Raw genomic sequence first — 16,625 nt, forward strand, 5'->3', positions numbered from 1 at the left:
ACGCGGCCGCACCGCCCCGGCCGGCGTGATCCGGGGGGCGGTGACTGTCAGCCCGGCTTCCCTGCCACGGCGAACACCCGGCGGAAGGGGAACGGCGTGCCGTGCGGGCCTGCCGGGTAGGCCTCGCGCAGGGCCGCCCGGTATTCGGCGACGAAGGCCTCCCGCGCCTCCGGCTCGTCGCCCAGCGCGGTCAGTACGGGGCGCAGCCCGGTCCCTTTCACCCAGTCGAGCACCGGATCCTCGCCCTGCAGCAGGTGGAGGTACGTCGTCTCCCACACGTCGGCCGCGCAGCCGAGCGACGTCAGCCGCTCGAGGTAGGCCTCGGGGGTGAGGACGGCGTCGGCGTGGCGCAGGGTGTCGGCGAGCCGGCCACGCCAGCGCGGTGACGCGGCGAGTTCGCGCATGAGCCGGTGGCTGGGGGCGTCGAAGTTGCCCGGTACCTGGAAGGCGAGGGTGCCGCCGGGTTTCAGCCCGGCCACCCAGTCGGCGAACCGTTCGACGTGCCCGGGCACCCACTGGAGCGTGGCGTTGCTGATGATCAGGTCGTGGGGCTCGCCGGGTGTCCACGTCCGTACGTCGGCGTGCGAGAAGTCGAGACGGCCGCCTCCGGACGTGGGCCCCTCGTGCTCGACGTGGGCCATGTCGAGCATCTCGGTGGAGTTGTCGTAGCCGGTGATCCGGGCGGTGGGCCAGCGGGCGGCGAGCAGCGTGGTGACGTTGCCGGGACCGCAGCCGAGGTCGGCGACGCGGGCCGGCGCGCCGGGCGGGTCGGGGACGCGGGCGAGGAGGTCGGCGAAGGGGCGGGCGCGGTGGCCGGCGTGACGGAGGTACTGGGCCGGGTCCCAGGTGGGGGCGGCTGCGGGCATGGGTCCTCCTGGTGCGCTGATGGCGGCCGTGCGGAAACGCACACCCAGCGTGACCCTCGCATTATCTCGATGTCAAGAAACTGGACGTCAAGAGACTCTACGTCGACACAACCACTACACTGATCGTCATGGAGGACGAGGTCGATCGGCTGGTCTCAGCGTGGCGCCGGGAGCGCCCGGACCTCGACGTGGAACCGCTCGAGGTGCTCAGCCGTGTGAGCAGGCTGGCCCGGCATCTGGACCGGGCACGGCGGCTGGCGTTCTCCGAGCACAACCTGGAGCCGTGGGAGTTCGACGTGCTGACGGCCCTGCGCCGGGCGGGCACCCCGTACCAGCTCTCCCCGGGACAGCTCCTCACCCAGACCCTGGTCACCTCGGGCACGATGACGAACCGCATCGACCGCCTGGCGAAGAAGGGCCTGGTGGAGCGGCTCCCCGATCCCAGTGACCGCCGCGGCGTCCTGGTCCGGCTGACGGACGAGGGCCGGGACCGCGCGGACCAGGCCCTGGCGGGCCTGCTGGACCAGGAGCGCGCGATCCTCGCGGAGCTCTCCCGGGCCCAGCGCGGCGATCTGGCGGCGCTGCTACGCCAGCTGACCGCCCCGTTCGACAACATCCCCGGTTAGGTCCGCGGGCCCGACCCCGGCCCGCCGCGCCAGGGCGACGGCGGCGAGGGTGGAGTGCACGCCGAGCTTGCCGAGGACGTTCTGCATGTGGGTCCGCACGGTGTGCGGCGACAGGAACAGGCGCTCGGCGACGGCCTTGCGCCCCAGCCCCGCGACCATGCACCGCAGCACTTCGCGCTCACGCGGAGTGAGGGACTCGACGAGGCGCTCGCTCTCGGTGCGGTGCTTGCGGGCGGCGGTGAGCTCCCGCAGCACCCCCGTCAGCAGGGCGGGCGGCAGATGGGTCTCCTCCCGCAGCACGCCCCGGATGACCGTGAGCAGCCGGGACAGCGAGCAGTCCTTGGCGACCCAGCCCGACGCGCCGGCCTGCAGGGCCAGCGCCGCCCGGCGCGGATCGTCCTTCTCGGCGAGCACGACGATCCGTACGCTGGGCTGCGCGGAGCGCACTCCCGTGACGAGGGAGATCCCGTCGACGAGCCCGTCCTCGTTGCCCTCCTGCACGGGTACGGCCGGGCGGGCGCCCGGTACCTTGCCGCCCAGGTCGGCGTCCACGAGCAGCACGTCGAACCGCCTGCCCTCGGCGACGGCGCGCTCCAGGCTGCGCAGCGCGGCCGGGCCGCTGCCGGCCGCGGAGACGTCGACATCGGGCTCGGCGGCCAGCGCCGCCGCGAGTGACTCGGCGAAGATGCGATGGTCGTCGACGACCAGGACTCGGATGCGAACCACGTAACCCCCTTCCCCAGTGCTCCCGAAGAGCAGGGGATACCCCATCGTCGGGGGTTGACACCGCGCGGGTACGACGCCGGAGTGGCCGGGTCCGCCGCGTCCGACGGTCCGTCGGTACCGCGGCGGCCTGTCCGGGTCGCCGCAGCCGCACGGCCGCCGCCGTGCAGTAACCGCCACCCCCACCCCGGGCGTCGTACCCGGCTGTCTCGCCCCCTGATCGGCACCGGCCCCCACCGGTGCTGTTCATCAGGGTACGGACGGGGGCCCGGAGCGGAAGGTTATTTGCAGAACTGACCGACCGACGCGTTTATGGTGTGCCGCATGTTCCGTCTTGAGACAGAAGTCGACAAGGCCCGACGTGATCTGCTCCGCACACGCCTGCGGGACACGAACACAGCCGCCTCTCCGGTCCTGCGCGCCCTGCGCGGGACACCCGGCGAGCGGGACGTCCCGTTGCACGTGTGGGCTGTGAACGACACCGACGATCTCGCCGGCGGACTGGTCGGCTACACCTGGGCGACGTGGCTGCACGTGACCTATCTGTGGGTCGACGAACGCCACCGCGGCAGGGGCCTGGGCGCACGGCTCCTCGCCCAGGCGGAACACATCGCGACGACGTCCCGCGACTGCAGCGCGGCCCGCCTGGAGACCTGGGACTTCCAGGCACCGCGGTTCTATGTGAAGCAGGGGTACGAGGTGGTGTGCGCGGTGCCGGACTATCCGCCGGGGGTCACGGAGTACATGCTGACGAAGCGGCTGGGCTGAGGCGGCCCGTCACGGCAGTCCGTCGACCGCCGACCCGGATGACGAAGAAGGCGGCGCCCCGTGGGAACGAGGGCGCCGCTTCCGTCCGGTCGGTCAGAGGAGGCGGCGGGCGCCCGGGGACGGGACCGCTTCGAAGACGCGGGGGGTCGTGAAGCCCGCCGACGCGAAGGCCTCCGTCACCGTCTTGGTGATGGCGTCCACGTCCTGCTCCTCAGCGAGGACGATCGCCGAGCCGCCGAAGCCGCCGCCCGTCATGCGGGCGCCCAGGGCGCCGGCGGCCAGGGCCGTGTCGACGACCAGGTCCAACTCCGGGCAGGAGATGCGGAAGTCGTCGCGGAGGGAGGCGTGGCCCTCGACCAGGACCGGGCCGATCGCGCGCGTGTCGCCGGATTCGAGGAGGGAGACGACCCGTTCGACGCGTGCGTTCTCCGTGACGATGTGGCGGACCAGGCGGCGGACCTCCTCCTCGTCGCCCAGGCGGGCCAGGGCCGCGTCCAGGTCGGCATAGGGGATGTCCCGGAGCGCGTCGACGCCCAGCAGGGCCGCGCCCTTCTCACAGCCGGCGCGGCGCTTGCCGTACTCGCCCTCGCTGTGGGAGTGCTTGACCTGGGTGTCCACGACCAGCAGGCGCATGCCCTCGGCCGCGAGGTCGAAGGGGATCTGCTTCTGGGAGAGGTCGCGCGTGTCGAGGAACAGGGCGTGGCCGCTCTCGCAGCAGGCCGACGCCGTCTGGTCCATGATGCCGACGGGGGCGCCGACGTAGACGTTCTCCGCGCGCTGGCACAGGCGGGCCAGTTGCCAGCCCCTCATGCCCAGTTCGTACAGGTCGTTGAGGGCCAGCGCGACCACGACCTCCAGCGCCGCGGACGACGAAAGGCCCGCGCCGGAGGGGACCGTCGAGGCGAGGTGGATGTCCGCGCCGGTGACCGGGTGACCGGCCTCGCGCAGCGCCCACACCACACCCGACGGGTACGCCGTCCAGTTCCGGTCCGCCTCCGGCACCAGCTCGTCGACGCGCAGCTCGACGACCCCGCCCTCGACGTCCGCCGAGTGCAGGCGCAGCACGCCGTCCGTGCGCCGTGAGACGGCCGCCACGGCGGTGTGCGGCAGCGCGAAGGGCATCACGAAGCCGTCGTTGTAGTCGGTGTGCTCACCGATGAGGTTGACGCGGCCCGGGGCCGCCCAGACCCCCTCGGGGGCGGCTCCGTAGAGCTCCTCGAAACCGTCCCGCACCTGCTGTGCGCCCACTACTGCTCCCTTGCGATGTTCTGCGCGAAGTCCCACGCGTCCGCGACGATTCCCGCGAGGTCCGCGCGGGACGGGTTCCAGCCCAGCTTCTCGCGGGCGGTGGCGGCCGAGGCCACCAGGACCGCCGGGTCGCCGCCCCGGCGCGGGGCCACGACCTCGGGGATCGGGTGGCCCGTGACCCGGCGGACGGTCTCGACGACCTCGCGGACCGAGAAGCCGTTGCCGTTGCCGAGGTTGCAGATCAGGTGTTCGCCGGGGGCGGCGGCCTTCAGGGCGAGGAGATGGGCCTCGGCCAGGTCCGCGACGTGGATGTAGTCGCGCACGCACGTGCCGTCCGGTGTCGCGTAGTCGTCGCCGAACACCGAGATCGCCTCGCGCCTGCCCTGCGCCACCTGGAGGACCAGCGGGATCAGGTGCGACTCGGGGTCGTGGCGCTCGCCGTACGCGCCGTAGGCGCCCGCCACGTTGAAGTAGCGCAGGGAGACCGCGCCCAGGCCGTGCGCCGCCGCCTCGCCCGTGATCATGTGGTCGACCGCGAGCTTCGAGGCGCCGTAGGGGTTCGTGGGGGACGTGGGCGCCGACTCGGTGATCGGGACCCGCTCCGGTTCGCCGTACGTCGCCGCCGTGGAGGAGAAGACGAGCGTGCGGACGTCCGCCTCGCGCATCGCGGCCAGCAGCGCCATGGTGCCGCCGACGTTGTTGTCCCAGTACTTCTCCGGCTTCGCGACCGACTCGCCGACCTGTGAGAAGGCGGCGAAGTGCAGCACACCGTCGAAGGAGGAGTCCAGCCATTTGGCCGCATCGCGGATGTCGCCCTCGACGAACGACGCGCCCGCGGGGACGCCCTCGCGGAAGCCCGTGGAGAGGTTGTCGAGGACGACGACCTCGTGACCGGCCTCCAGCAGGTGCTGCGCGACCACGCTGCCGACGTATCCCGCACCGCCCGTCACCAGGTACTTTCCGCTCATGAACTCGCTACCTCTCGCAGTCGCTCGGCCGCGCGCTCCGGCGGCACGTCGTTGATGAACACGTTCATGCCGGACTCGGAACCCGCGAGGAACTTCAGCTTGCCGGAAGTGCGGCGGATGGTGAAAAGCTCGAGGTGCAGCGCGAAGTCCTCGCGCACGACCCCGTCGAACTCCTCCAGCGCGCCGAACGGGGCCTGGTGCCAGGCCGCGATGTACGGCGTCGGGGGCTCACTCTCACCGAAGATCCGGTCGAAGCGCCTCAAGAGTTCCAGATAGACCTTGGGGAACTCTGTGCGCGCGTCCTCGTCCAGACCGAGCAGGTCGGGCACGCGGCGCTTGGGGTACAGGTGGACCTCGTACGGCCAGTGCGCCGCGTACGGCACGAAGGCCACCCAGTGGTCACCCTCCAGGACGACCCGTTCGCCGGCGAGTTCACGCTCCAGGACGGCGTCGAAGAGGTTCTCCCCGCCGGTCATCTCCTTGTGGGCCGCGACCGAGCGGAGCATCAGAGCGGTGCGGGGAGTGGTGAAGGGGTAGGCGTAGATCTGGCCGTGCGGATGGCCGAGGGTCACGCCGATCTCGGCGCCCCGGTTCTCGAAGCAGAACACCTGCTCGACGGCGGGGAGATGGGACAGCTCCGAGGTGCGGTCGGTCCAGGCCTCCAGCACCAGGCCCGCCTGCTCCTCGGTGAGGCCGGCGAAGGACGCGTTGTGGTCGGAGGTGAAGCAGACGACCTCGCAGCGGCCCGAGTCGCCGGCGAGCGAGGGGAACCGGTTCTCGAAGACGACGACGTCGTAGGACGAGTCGGGGATCTCGCTGAGGCGATCGCCCGCCGAGGGGCACAGGGGGCACTCGTCGGCCGGGGGGTGGTAGGTGCGGCCCTGACGGTGCGAGGCGATGGCGACGGAGTCGCCGAGGAGGGGGTCACGGCGGATCTCGGACGTGGTGACGGTGCGGTCCAGCGGCCGGCGGTCGGCCGCGTCCCGCACGCTGTCGTCACGCAGGTCGTAGTAGATGAGCTCGCGACCGTCGGCCAGCCGGGTCGAGGTCTTCTTCACGCCGGACTCCTTGTCCTTCAAACAGAACCCAACATATAAAAACACCGCCCTCCCCAACCGTCAACATCACAATCCAACAAAGTGCATCACATGACGGGTTCAATTGCTGAAGGCGGAGAAGACGATCCCGCGAGGTACCGGTTCGCGCAACGAAGCGAGGGCTCATGCAAACCCCCACCTGTCTGTCGGCCGAGCTGCGGCTCCCCACGAACTGGCTCGACTACACCATCCTCGGCATCTACTTCCTCGTCGTCCTCGGCATCGGCTTCGCCGCCCGGCGCTCGGTGAAGACCAGTCTCGACTTCTTCCTCTCCGGCCGCTCCCTGCCCGCCTGGGTCACCGGTCTGGCGTTCATCGCGGCCAACCTGGGCGCCACCGAGATCCTGGGCATGGCCGCCAACAGCGCCCAGTACGGCGTCTACACCACACACTGGTACTGGATCGGCGCCATCCCGGCCATGGTCTTCCTCGGCCTGGTGATGATGCCCTTCTACTACGGCTCCAAGGTCCGCTCGGTCCCCGAATTCCTGCTCATGCGCTTCGACAAGGCGGCGCACCTCCTCAGCTCGGTCCTCTTCGCCTTCGCCGCGATCCTCATCGCCGGCGTCAACCTCTACGCCCTGGCCATCGTCGTCGAGGCGCTGCTGGGCTGGCCGGAGTGGGTGGCGATCGTCGTCGCCGGGTTCTTCGTCCTCGCCTACATCACGCTCGGCGGACTGTCGTCGGCGATCTACAACGAGGTGTTGCAGTTCTTCGTCATCCTCGCCGCGCTCATCCCGATCACGCTGCTGGGCCTGAAGAAGGTCGGCGGCTGGGACGGCCTGTCCGACTCCCTCACCAAGAGCCATGGCGCCGACTTCATGACGTCCTGGGGCGGGACGGGCATCGGCAGCGACAACCCGCTCGGCGCGAACTGGCTGACGATCGTCCTGGGCCTCGGCTTCGTCCTCTCCTTCGGATACTGGACGACGAACTTCGCCGAGGTGCAGCGCGCGCTGTCCGCGAAGAACCTCTCGGCCGCCCAGCGCACCCCCCTGATCGCCGCGTTCCCGAAGATCTTCATCGTGTTCCTGGTGATGATCCCGGGCCTGGTCGCCGCGGTGCTGGTGCCGAAGATCGGCACGTCCGGCTCCGACCTCCAGTACAACGACGCGATCCCCTACCTGATGTCGCAGCTGCTGCCCAACGGCGTCCTGGGCATCGCCGTGACGGGCCTCCTGGCGGCCTTCATGGCGGGCATGGCGGCGAACGTGTCGTCCTTCAACACCGTGTTCACGACGGACATCTGGGCGAAGTACGTGGTGAAGGGCCGCGAGGACGCGTACTACGTGCGCTTCGGCCGGCTCATCACCGCGATCGGGGTCCTGGCCTCCATCGGCACGGCGTTCCTCGCGCGGTCCTTCTCCAACATCATGGCCTACCTCCAGACGCTGTTCTCCTTCTTCAACGTGCCGATGTTCGTCGTCTTCATCATCGGCATGTTCTGGAAGCGGGCGTCCATGAAGTCGGGCTTCTGGGGGCTCATCGCGGGCACCACCGCCGCGATGGTCAACTACTTCGTCCTCTACAAGCAGGACATCGTCGACATCCCCTCCGACCAGGGGGCCAACTTCGTCTCGGCGATCGCGGGCTTCGTCGCGGGCGCGGTGGTGATGGTGGCGGTGTCGCTGTTCACGGCGCCCAAGCCGACCGAGGAGTTGCAGGGACTGGTCTACGGCACGCGCTCGCCCGGCATGGCGGAGCCGCCGGCCCCCGGCGACGAGGCCTGGTACCGCAAGCCGGCCCTGCTGGGCTGGGGCGCGGTCGTCCTGGCCGCGGCCTGCTACATCCCGTTCTCGTTCTGACCGACCCTTGACCGAGGAGTGTGATCGCACATGTCCGAGTCCTACTCCGAGAAGGACCTGCAGCGGGAAGTAACCGAACTGCAGGGCAAGTCGGCGACCGCCGCGCGGCTGTTCGACATCCGGCGGATCATCGGCGGGCTGTTCGTGATCTACGGCGTCATCGTCACGATCGCGGGGTTCACGGCGTCCGACGCTGACATCGACAAGGCCGCCGGTGTGAACATCAACCTGTGGACCGGGCTGGGGATGCTGCTGCTGGGCCTGTTCTTCCTGGCATGGCTGAAGCTGAGGCCTGCGGCGCCGGCGCCTCCGGGGGTTGAGCCTGAGGACGACGAGCGGGTGGAGTGACCCGGGGGCGTCCGGTGCGCGGCGTCGGTGCCGGGGCCGGGTGGGCCCGCGACTCGGCGGAGCGAGGTACCGCTGCGCCCACCCGTGCCGCCCTGGGGGCACCTCCCAGGCCCTTAAGGCACTGGGGGAGGCACGCATGCCCGCAGCGGGGGCGGGCTGCACCCGCACCGCCGGTCAGACGGCTCACGGCTCCCGCCGCACCGGCCCCGCCCGGTCCAGCAACCCCGTCCGCGCCGCCAGCGCCGCCGCCTCCAGGCGCGACCCCACACCCAGTTTCATCAGCACGCGCTGGACATGCGTACGCGCCGTCGACGGTGCGATGCCCATGCCCGCCGCGATCAGGCGGGTGTCCTCGCCGTCCGCGACGCGGACCAGGACCTCGACCTCCCTCGGCGTGAGCATGGCCAGCAACCGCTGCCCCTCGTCGTCCGGCTGGGCCGCCGGGTTGAGCAACTCACTGAACGCCCCCTGCAACAGCTGCGGCGCCACCGCCGCCTCCCCCGCCCGCGCCTTCATGATCGCCCGCTCGACACCCTCTATGCGCTCGTCGTGCCGGACGTACCCCGACGCCCCCGCCGCGAACGCCGCCGCGATACCCCGGGGACTCGGCACCGGCCCCAGCACCAGCACCGCCACCTGCGGCCGCTCCCGCTTGATCCTCACCACCGGGTCGAAGATCCCCGGCTCGGCCGGCGCCGCCGTGCCCAGCAGGCACACCTCAGGCGCCCGCGTGATCACCAGTTCCGCCGCACCCGCGGCCGGCGCCGCCGCGGCCAGCACCCGGTGCCCCCGCAGCTTCAGCGCCGAAGCCAGCGCCTCGGCCAGCAATCGGTGGTCGTCGACCACCATGAGCCGCACTCCCATCGAGCAACCCCCCAGTCACCCCAGCCCCCCACGGAAGCCCCCCGGCTCCCCCGCCTTCATGCCCCCGGAAGCTACACGCTTGTTCGACGTTGCGCTCCCCCTACCGGCGAGAATCGCCCCGGATCGCCGAAAGTCCTCTCGCCCCGGGTTGACCGCGCCCCACAGGAACGGCCCCGTCCCTGATCAGGGACGGGGCCGAAGGGAACCCGAGTCGGTCACCGGATGATCAGCCCGTGCCGAAGCCGACCGCCAGGTACTCCTTGTCGCGCACGGTCGACCGCTTGCTCGCGTACACCTTGGACATGTAGAGGTGCCCCTCGGAGTACAGGACCTCGGAGTACTCCGGCGACATGCTGGTCTCCATGTCGCGGACCGTCTCCGTCGCGGGGTTCCGCAGCAGCAACGTCTCCTTGAAGCTGCCCCCGGCGATGGACACGACCTGTCCGCCCTTGTCGTACGGGGGACGCTTGTACGCGATCAGGTTGCCGCCGTCCATGCGCAGCGGCGAGATCGTGAAACCGTCACCCGCGTCGGCCCGCTGCCCGGTCTGCTTGCCGGTGGCGAGGTCGAAGGCGACGATCTCGTTGGTCTGGCTGTACTTGCCGGTGCCGTCGTGCTCCTCGGTCGGCAGGTACAGCCGGTCGTTGCCGACGGCCAGCAGGTTGCAGGCCTCGACGCGGGTGATGCCCTCGCAGCGGGCCGCGAACTGCTCGCCCGGCGCGGAGATGCGGGTGCGCAGCTTGCCGGTCCTGCCGTCGATGGAGAAGAAGTCGGAGATGCCGCTGCCGTCGCCCGCGGAGTCGCCGACGTCGGCGGCCACCACCAGCGGGTTGGTCGACACGATGCTCGCGTACTCGATGCCCTCGGCCATCTTGTACTCCGAGATCACCTTCCCGGACTTCGGGTCGATGGTCTGGATGTGCAGCTGCCGCTGGTCATAGGAACCGCACTTGCGCACCGCGACCAGCTTCTCGCCGCCGCCGTAACCGGCGTCGTAGCAGGAGTCGGCCGGCTTCGGGCTCCACAGGAGCTTGCCGGAGACGTCGAAGGCGGCGCCGCCGCTGGTGCTGCCGACGGCGACGGTCTTCCCGCTGAGGGTGATGTTGTCGAAGTTGACCAACTGGTCACCGGTCTTGACCGTCTTGGTCCACAGTCGCTTGCCGGCGTCGAGATCGATGAGCGCGATCTGGCTGCACCCGTGCGAGGGGTCGGCCTTGGTGGGCATCGCCGGCTGGTAGAGGACCGCCGTCAGGTTGTCGTCGGTGACGTGGCGGCTGGCCTGGCAGACCGGACCGGCCAGCGGGAGCTTCCACAGCTCGTCGCCCTTGTCGCGGTCGTAGCCGACGATCCGGGCGACGCCGCTCTTGACGTACGCCTTGTCGGTGAGCCACGAGCCGGAGACGACGACGGTGCTGTCGTTCTTCACCTCGGGCGCCGGAACCTGGAAGAGGACCTTGGCGCCGGGGTCGGACGGTGCCTTCTCCTTGCCGGAGGCGGTGCCGCCGTTGCCGTCGTCCGTGCCGCCGGTGCCGCCGCTCTGACCGGCGGTGTCGTTCTCCCTGCCCTCGTCCTTGCCGGACTTGGAGTACCAGACGCCGCCGCCGATGATCAACGCGATCGCCACGACCGCGGCAACGATGATCAGCATCTGCGCGGTGAACTTCCTGCCGCCGCCCGGCTGTCCGGCCTGCGGCTGGCGCGGCACGGCCTGCTGCGGATAGCCGTAACCGGGCTGCTGCCCGTAGCCGGGCTGCCCGTAAGGCGCCTGCGGCTGCTGCCCGTACGGTGCCTGCGGCTGCTGCCCGTACGGCCCCGGCTGCTGACCGGGGTAACCGTAGCCGGGCGGGGCCTGCGGAGGCTGGGGCGCCGGGGCGCCCTGCGGATAGCCGTAACCCTGCGGCGGCTGGGGCGGCGTCTGCGGGGCGGCCGGCGGAGGGGCCTGCGGGGTCTGCGGCGCCTGGGGGTACCCGTACCCCGGCTCCGGGGCCTTGCCGAGGTTCGGCCCGGCCGCGGGCGGCGGGGTCTGCGGCGGCTGGTCCTGGGGCGGCTGCTCCGGGGGCGGGCCGAAGCCGCCTCCCTGCGGGGGCTGCTGGGGCGGCGGGGGCGGCGGCTGGGTCATGGCGTGGGTACCTCGGGGAGGGGGACGGGCGACGAAGGGAGTGCGGAAGGAGGAGTCACTTGCCGTAGGCGAGCATCAACTTCTCCTTCGTGTCGTCGTTCCCGCTCAGCCGGGACGTCGAGATGTAGAAGCGCCCGTCGACCCAGTCGATCTCCTTGGAGAAGAAGCTGTTCTCGATGTCCGCGGCGCTCTCGGGGTTCTGCAGCAGCTTGGACGGCTTGTGGCTGCTGCCGCCGGTCGGGATGGACACGATCTGCCCGCCCGCGTCGTACGACGGCTCCACATAGGCGATGAGCTTGCCGCCCTCGGTCTTCACCGGCAGCATCGACTCGTCGGCGGGTGACTTCACACGCCACTTCTCCTTGCCGTTGGCGAGGTCGATCGCGACGACCTCGTTGGCGCCGGTGGTGGCCTTGGTCGGCAGGTACAGCGTGTTGTCGTCGACGGCCACGCCCTGGCAGCCCGTGAGGTCGCGCTCCAGGATGGCCCAGCCGCACTCGGGGGCGAAGTCCTCGTCGAAGCCGACCTGCGAGCGGAACTTGCCGCCGGAGGTGAAGGTGGAGATGTTCCAGGCCTTCTTGTCCTCGTTGGTGCTGTAGACGACCAGCGGGCTGACCGAGTAGGTGCGTGCGACCCGCCAGCCCTTGTCGAACGGCTGGGTCCACTTGGCCTTGCCCGTCTTCGGGTCGAGCTCCTGGACCTCGTCGTGCTCCTTGTCGGTGCCGGCACCGCAGGAGGCGACGGCGATCAGCTTCTCGCCGCCGGCGAACGCGGCGGGGAAGCAGGCGTTGCCGTACTTCTTCTTGTCGTAGAGCTTGTCGCCGTTGGTGACGTCGTAGGCGGTGCCGGACTGGGAGCGGCCCACCATCAGCGTCTTGCCGGTGATGGACAGTTCGACGGAGAGCGTGGAGTCGAAGAGGGCACCGTCGGCGACCTGCCCCTTCCAGCCCTTGTCGCCGCTGACCAGGTCGATCTCCTGCAGCTGGTTGCACTTGGCGCGGTCGCTGCCGCCGCTCATGTACGCGACGACGATCTTGTCGTCGGACGTCTTCTGCGGGGTCGTCGCGCAGATCTTCTGCGGGAAGGTGATCGTGTCCCAGGACGGTTTGCCGTCACCGACGTTGTAGGCGGAGAGCTGCTTGTAGGCGGCCTTCACCGCGGTCTTGCCGGTGATCCACATGCCGTCGGCGTCGGCGCCTGAGCCGGGGGCGTCGGGCGCCTCCTTGTACCAGAGGACCTTGGCCTCGCCGGCCTGGCGGCCCGCGTTGAGGTCCTCCGGGTCCTCGCCGCCGTCGCCGCTGCCGTCACCGGGGTTGACCGGGGCGGAGGAGCCGGCCTTGGCGTCGTCGGTCTTCTGGGCGACGGGCTTCTTCTTGCCCTTGCCGTCGTCGCCGCCGGTGACGGCCCACACGGTGCCGCCGACCACGAGCAGCGCGGCGACCGCGGCACCGATGATCAGGGCGGGCTTGCCCTTGAAGGGGTTGTTCGAACCGCCCCCGGGCGGGGTGCCGGGCGCGCCGGGGTACTGCGGCTGCTGCGGGTAGCCGTAGCCGGGCTGGCCGTACGGGCCCGGCTGCTGCGGCTGACCGTACGGCCCCGGCTGCCCGTACGCACCGGGCTGCTGCGGCTGGCCGTAGGGGCCGGGGTTGTACGGGCCCGGCTGTCCCGGCTGCCCGTACGGACCGGGCTGCTGCGGGTAGCCGTACCCGTGCTGCGGCGGGCCCTGGGGCGGCGGCGGGGTCTGCGGTGCCCCGTGACCACCGCCCTGCGGCGGCTGGTTCTGCGGTGCTCCGAAGCCACCGTGCGGCGGCTGACTGGGCGGCTGAGTCATCAGCGGCTCCCCCGTTCGATCACTGATTTTTAGCCACACCCTGAGATGCCCGATGGGCTCAGAGATGCTTCATAAAGTTCTAAGACGCCTCTTTCTATCACCAGGTTCCGACAGCACAGCGGGCCGATCACCCCCTGTTCCCAAGGGAGGACCGGCCCGTGATGCCGCCGTTATGCGTCTTCACGCACCCTTCACGCATCCTCGGCGAGTTCCAGCCAGCGCATCTCCAGTTCCTCGCGCTGACCGGCCAACTCCCGCAACTCCGCGTCCAGTTCGGCCACCTTGGCGAAGTCCGTAGCGTTTTCGGCGATTTGGGAGTGCAGCTTGGTCTCCTTCTCGGAGACCTTGTCGAGCTGCCGCTCGATCTTCTGCAGTTCCTTCTTGGCGGCGCGCTGGTCGGCCGCGCTCTTCTCCGGGGCCGCGGACTGCTGCTGCGCGGCGGCGGGGGCCGAGGACGCCGCCGCCTCCTCCATGCGCTGCCGTCGCTCCAGGTACTCGTCGATGCCGCGCGGCAGCATGCGCAGGGCGCCGTCGCCGAGCAGCGCGAAGACGCGGTCGGTGGTGCGCTCGATGAAGAACCGGTCGTGCGAGATGACGATCATCGAGCCGGGCCAGCCGTCGAGGACGTCCTCCAGCTGCGTCAGCGTCTCGATGTCGAGGTCGTTGGTGGGCTCGTCGAGGAAGAGGACGTTGGGCTCGTCCATGAGCAGGCGCAGCAGCTGGAGCCGGCGGCGCTCACCACCGGACAGGTCGCCGACGGGCGTCCACTGCTTCTCCTTGCCGAAGCCGAACGTCTCGCACAGCTGCCCGGCGGTCATCTCGCGTCCCTTGCCGAGGTCGACGCGCTCGCGCACCTGCTGGACGGCCTCCAGCACGCGGGTGGCGGGGTCGAGTTCGGCGACCTCCTGGGAGAGGTAGGCGAGCTTGACGGTCTTGCCGACGCGGACCCGTCCGCCCGCCGGCTGGGCTTCCCCGTCGGTCCGGGCCGCCTGCGCCATGGCCCGCAGCAGCGACGTCTTGCCGGCGCCGTTGACGCCGACGAGGCCGATGCGGTCGCCGGGACCGAGCTGCCAGGTGACGTGCTTCAGGAGGACCTTGGGGCCGGCCTGGACGGTGATGTCCTCCAGGTCGAACACCGTCTTGCCCAGCCGGGTGGAGGCGAACTTCATCAGCTCGCTGCTGTCCCGGGGCGGCGGTACGTCCGCGATGAGCTCGTTGGCGGCCTCGACCCGGAAGCGCGGCTTGGACGTGCGGGCGGGCGCCCCGCGGCGCAGCCAGGCCAGCTCCTTGCGGACGAGGTTCTGCCGCTTGGCCTCCTCGGTGGCGGCGATGCGCTCGCGCTCGGCCCGGGCGAAGACGTAGTCGGAGTAGCCGCCCTCGTACTCGTAGACCGCGCCGCGCTGGACGTCCCACATGCGCGTGCACACCTGGTCGAGGAACCACCGGTCGTGGGTGACGCAGACGAGGGCCGACCGGCGCTTCTGCAGATGGCGGGCCAGCCAGGCGATGCCCTCGACGTCGAGGTGGTTGGTGGGCTCGTCCAGGACCAGCAGGTCCTGCTCCTCGATGAGCAGCTTGGCCAGAGCGATCCGGCGCCGCTCACCGCCGGAGAGCGGGCCGATGACGGTGTCCAGGCCCTTGGGGAACCCGGGCAGGTCGAGCCCGCCGAACAGGCCGGTGAGCACGTCCCTGACCTTGGCGTCGCCCGCCCACTCGTGGTCGGCCATGTCGCCGATGACCTCGTGGCGGACGGTGGCCTCGGGGTCGAGGGAGTCGTGCTGGGTGAGCACGCCCAGACGCAGCCCGCCCGAGTGCGTGACACGCCCGGTGTCGGCGTCCTCCTGCTTGGCGAGCATGCGGATGAGCGTGGTCTTCCCGTCGCCGTTGCGGCCCACGACACCGATGCGCTCCCCTTCGGAGACGCCGAGGGAGACGCCGTCGAGCAGGGCACGGGTGCCGTACACCTTGCTGACGTTCTCGACATTGACCAGGTTGACGGCCATTACTCTCCTGCCAAGGGGGATGGATCGACCCTCCAGGGTAGTCGCGCGCGGGGGTGCTCCGGCCGGGGCGGTCAGCCGCCGTCCGCCGCCTCCTGGCGGCGCTGGTAGCGCCACACGTCCATCAGCCTCTCGTCGAACGGCTGATCAGGGTCGCGGGGGCCGATCCGGTGCTCGGCCTCCACGCAGCGCGGGTCGTCGCGGTAGGCCAGGCCGGAGACGGCGCCGATGCGGATCTCCTGCCGTTCGTCATGGGTGAGCGCGAGCAGCGCGTCCCCGATCTCCGGCTCGCAACCCCGGTAGTGCGCGAGCCAGCGGCACGCCGCCTCGCGCACCTCGGGGTCCTCGTCACCGGCCAGGGTGAGCACCGCGGCGAGGCCCTCGGGGCGGACCTGGGAGTGGCCGACCTCGGAGCGCTCCAGGGCGTCCGGGACCAGGGAGCGCACTCTCGGGTCCGGGTGGGTGAGGTGCGACAGGCCTACGGCCTCGATCTCCGGGGCGCTGTCGTGGGTCATCGCGTTCAGGAGGGCGGCCAGCACCTCCGGGTCCTCCTCCTGTTCGGCCCAGGGGACCAGCTCCCTGCCCCGCTCCCAGAACGGATCGCCTCCCTTGAGCGGGTCGCCGAGGATCAGGAACAGCAGCGTCTCCGCCGCGAGCAGGCGGTGCAGCCGGTCGGGGTGGTTGAGGAGGTCCCTGGTCCACTGCCAGGTCTCCTCGTCCAGCCGGCGGCCGAGGGTGAACACCACGTCCGACCAGACGACGTGGTCCCGGTCGGGGTGGGCGAGGGCCCGGGCGACCAGTTCGTCGAAGGGCGTACGGATCCCGTAGCGCTCCTCCATGGACGTGAGCACCGCCCCGTGCTCGTCGCGCACGGTCGTCCCGCCGAGCGTGAGCTGCTCGCACCACCAGCCGATCTCTTCGTGCCGGATCCGGATCCGCTCGATGGGTCCGGTGCGTCCGGTGACACGGCGCAGTTCGGCCTCGGCTCCCGCCTCGACCCAGCGCCGGGCCCGGGCCAGCAACTCGGCGCGGGCGGGTGCCGGGAGGGGGATCCGACTGGTGGCGAGCGCGTAGGCCAGCAGGTGGGACCCGCCGTCCACCGCCCGCAGCAGCAGGGTGCTCCCGTCGGGCAACCGGCGCAGGGGGTCGGCGCCGGCCTGGAGCAGCGCTTCGGCGACGGGTTCGTCGTACGCCGCCACGGCCAGGCAGAGAACCGGCAGGCCCTCGGCGAGGGTGTCGGGGTCGGCGCCGGACTCCAGGAGCGCCGTGACCTCGTCGGCGTCCCCGCGCCGTACGGCCGCGACCAGTTCCTCCACGCTTTCGCTCCCCCTGTCGTGACCAACTGGGGGATCCTAGGCGCCC

General features: G+C 70.9%; 14 protein-coding genes. 4 read left to right on the forward strand and 10 right to left on the reverse strand.

Features of this window, described 5'->3' with window-relative positions:
- Positions 1–47: 47 nt before the first annotated feature.
- Positions 48–866 (reverse strand): trans-aconitate 2-methyltransferase, encoded by an 819-nt coding sequence (locus tag ADK65_RS36140; RefSeq protein WP_053675828.1) that lies wholly within the window; start codon positions 864–866, stop codon positions 48–50.
- A 128-nt stretch (positions 867–994) separates the two neighbouring features.
- On the opposite strand from ADK65_RS36140, the gene tamR reads away from it, so the two are divergent.
- Complete coding sequence (gene tamR / locus ADK65_RS36145; protein ID WP_053675830.1) at positions 995–1,492, forward strand: MarR family transcriptional regulator TamR; 498 nt, start codon at positions 995–997, stop codon at positions 1,490–1,492.
- On the opposite strand, the gene ADK65_RS36150 is transcribed toward tamR, so the two are convergent.
- Positions 1,451–2,218 carry a LuxR C-terminal-related transcriptional regulator gene (locus tag ADK65_RS36150; RefSeq protein WP_053675832.1) on the reverse strand — a complete coding sequence of 256 codons (768 nt, stop codon included), beginning with the start codon at positions 2,216–2,218 and terminating at the stop codon, positions 1,451–1,453. The genes tamR and ADK65_RS36150 overlap by 42 nt on opposite strands.
- Positions 2,219–2,527: 309 nt before the next feature.
- Here ADK65_RS36150 and ADK65_RS36155 point away from each other — a divergent pair, with 309 nt between their 5' ends.
- Positions 2,528–2,983, forward strand: a complete 456-nt coding sequence (locus tag ADK65_RS36155; RefSeq protein WP_078956317.1) for a GNAT family N-acetyltransferase — start codon at positions 2,528–2,530, stop codon at positions 2,981–2,983.
- A 93-nt stretch (positions 2,984–3,076) separates the two neighbouring features.
- Here ADK65_RS36155 and galK read toward each other — a convergent pair whose 3' ends face one another.
- The 3 genes from galK to galT are packed head-to-tail and all read right to left on the reverse strand — an operon-like array spanning position 3,077 to position 6,257.
- Positions 3,077–4,231 carry a galactokinase gene (galK, locus tag ADK65_RS36160; protein ID WP_053675834.1) on the reverse strand — a complete coding sequence of 385 codons (1,155 nt, stop codon included), beginning with the start codon at positions 4,229–4,231 and terminating at the stop codon, positions 3,077–3,079.
- Positions 4,231–5,199: a UDP-glucose 4-epimerase GalE gene (gene galE / locus ADK65_RS36165; protein WP_053675836.1), complete on the reverse strand. Its 969-nt coding sequence runs from the start codon at positions 5,197–5,199 to the stop codon at positions 4,231–4,233. Before galE ends, galK begins: the two co-directional genes overlap by 1 nt.
- Positions 5,196–6,257 carry a galactose-1-phosphate uridylyltransferase gene (gene galT / locus ADK65_RS36170; protein ID WP_053675989.1) on the reverse strand — a complete coding sequence of 354 codons (1,062 nt, stop codon included), beginning with the start codon at positions 6,255–6,257 and terminating at the stop codon, positions 5,196–5,198. Before galT ends, galE begins: the two co-directional genes overlap by 4 nt.
- A gap of 164 nt (positions 6,258–6,421) precedes the next feature.
- On the opposite strand from galT, the gene ADK65_RS36175 reads away from it, so the two are divergent.
- Complete coding sequence (locus ADK65_RS36175) at positions 6,422–8,101, forward strand: sodium:solute symporter family protein (RefSeq protein WP_053675838.1); 1,680 nt, start codon at positions 6,422–6,424, stop codon at positions 8,099–8,101.
- Positions 8,102–8,131: 30 nt separating this feature from the next.
- Complete coding sequence (locus ADK65_RS36180; protein WP_053675840.1) at positions 8,132–8,449, forward strand: hypothetical protein; 318 nt, start codon at positions 8,132–8,134, stop codon at positions 8,447–8,449.
- Between the two features lie 183 nt (positions 8,450–8,632).
- Here the strand turns inward: ADK65_RS36180 and ADK65_RS36185 are convergent, their stop codons facing one another.
- The 5 genes from ADK65_RS36185 to ADK65_RS36205 all read right to left on the reverse strand — a co-directional run bounded on the left by ADK65_RS36185 (position 8,633) and on the right by ADK65_RS36205 (position 16,579).
- Positions 8,633–9,313: a helix-turn-helix transcriptional regulator gene (locus ADK65_RS36185; protein ID WP_078956318.1), complete on the reverse strand. Its 681-nt coding sequence runs from the start codon at positions 9,311–9,313 to the stop codon at positions 8,633–8,635.
- Positions 9,314–9,539: 226 nt separating this feature from the next.
- Positions 9,540–11,432 carry a PQQ-binding-like beta-propeller repeat protein gene (locus tag ADK65_RS36190; RefSeq protein ID WP_053675844.1) on the reverse strand — a complete coding sequence of 631 codons (1,893 nt, stop codon included), beginning with the start codon at positions 11,430–11,432 and terminating at the stop codon, positions 9,540–9,542.
- A 55-nt stretch (positions 11,433–11,487) separates the two neighbouring features.
- Positions 11,488–13,263, reverse strand: coding sequence for a PQQ-binding-like beta-propeller repeat protein (locus tag ADK65_RS36195; protein WP_053675846.1), 1,776 nt, complete (start codon positions 13,261–13,263; stop codon positions 11,488–11,490).
- A 191-nt stretch (positions 13,264–13,454) separates the two neighbouring features.
- The gene (locus ADK65_RS36200) at positions 13,455–15,266 is read right to left on the reverse strand and encodes an ABC-F family ATP-binding cassette domain-containing protein (protein ID WP_053675848.1); all 1,812 of its coding nucleotides are present in this window, start codon (positions 15,264–15,266) and stop codon (positions 13,455–13,457) included.
- 71 nt (positions 15,267–15,337) lie between these two features.
- A complete protein-coding gene (locus ADK65_RS36205; protein WP_053675850.1) occupies positions 15,338–16,579 on the reverse strand; it encodes a HEAT repeat domain-containing protein in 1,242 nt (413 codons plus the stop codon).
- Positions 16,580–16,625 lie beyond the last annotated feature (46 nt).

Origin of the sequence: Streptomyces sp. NRRL B-1140, from assembly GCF_001280065.1 — a bacterium.
Lineage (GTDB): Bacteria > Actinomycetota > Actinomycetes > Streptomycetales > Streptomycetaceae > Streptomyces.

Excerpts from the sequence above, each read along its gene's own strand:
- ADK65_RS36140 (WP_053675828.1), bottom strand. The coding sequence starts at position 866 with ATGCCCGCAGCCGCCCCCACCTGGGACCCGGCCCAGTACCTCCGTCAC.
- tamR (WP_053675830.1), top strand. The coding sequence starts at position 995 with ATGGAGGACGAGGTCGATCGGCTGGTCTCAGCGTGGCGCCGGGAGCGC.
- ADK65_RS36155 (WP_078956317.1), top strand. The coding sequence starts at position 2,528 with ATGGTGTGCCGCATGTTCCGTCTTGAGACAGAAGTCGACAAGGCCCGA.
- galE (WP_053675836.1), bottom strand. The coding sequence starts at position 5,199 with ATGAGCGGAAAGTACCTGGTGACGGGCGGTGCGGGATACGTCGGCAGC.
- ADK65_RS36175 (WP_053675838.1), top strand. The coding sequence starts at position 6,422 with ATGCAAACCCCCACCTGTCTGTCGGCCGAGCTGCGGCTCCCCACGAAC.
- ADK65_RS36180 (WP_053675840.1), top strand. The coding sequence starts at position 8,132 with ATGTCCGAGTCCTACTCCGAGAAGGACCTGCAGCGGGAAGTAACCGAA.
- ADK65_RS36185 (WP_078956318.1), bottom strand. The coding sequence starts at position 9,313 with ATGGGAGTGCGGCTCATGGTGGTCGACGACCACCGATTGCTGGCCGAG.
- ADK65_RS36190 (WP_053675844.1), bottom strand. The coding sequence starts at position 11,432 with ATGACCCAGCCGCCGCCCCCGCCGCCCCAGCAGCCCCCGCAGGGAGGC.
- ADK65_RS36195 (WP_053675846.1), bottom strand. The coding sequence starts at position 13,263 with ATGACTCAGCCGCCCAGTCAGCCGCCGCACGGTGGCTTCGGAGCACCG.
- ADK65_RS36200 (WP_053675848.1), bottom strand. The coding sequence starts at position 15,266 with ATGGCCGTCAACCTGGTCAATGTCGAGAACGTCAGCAAGGTGTACGGC.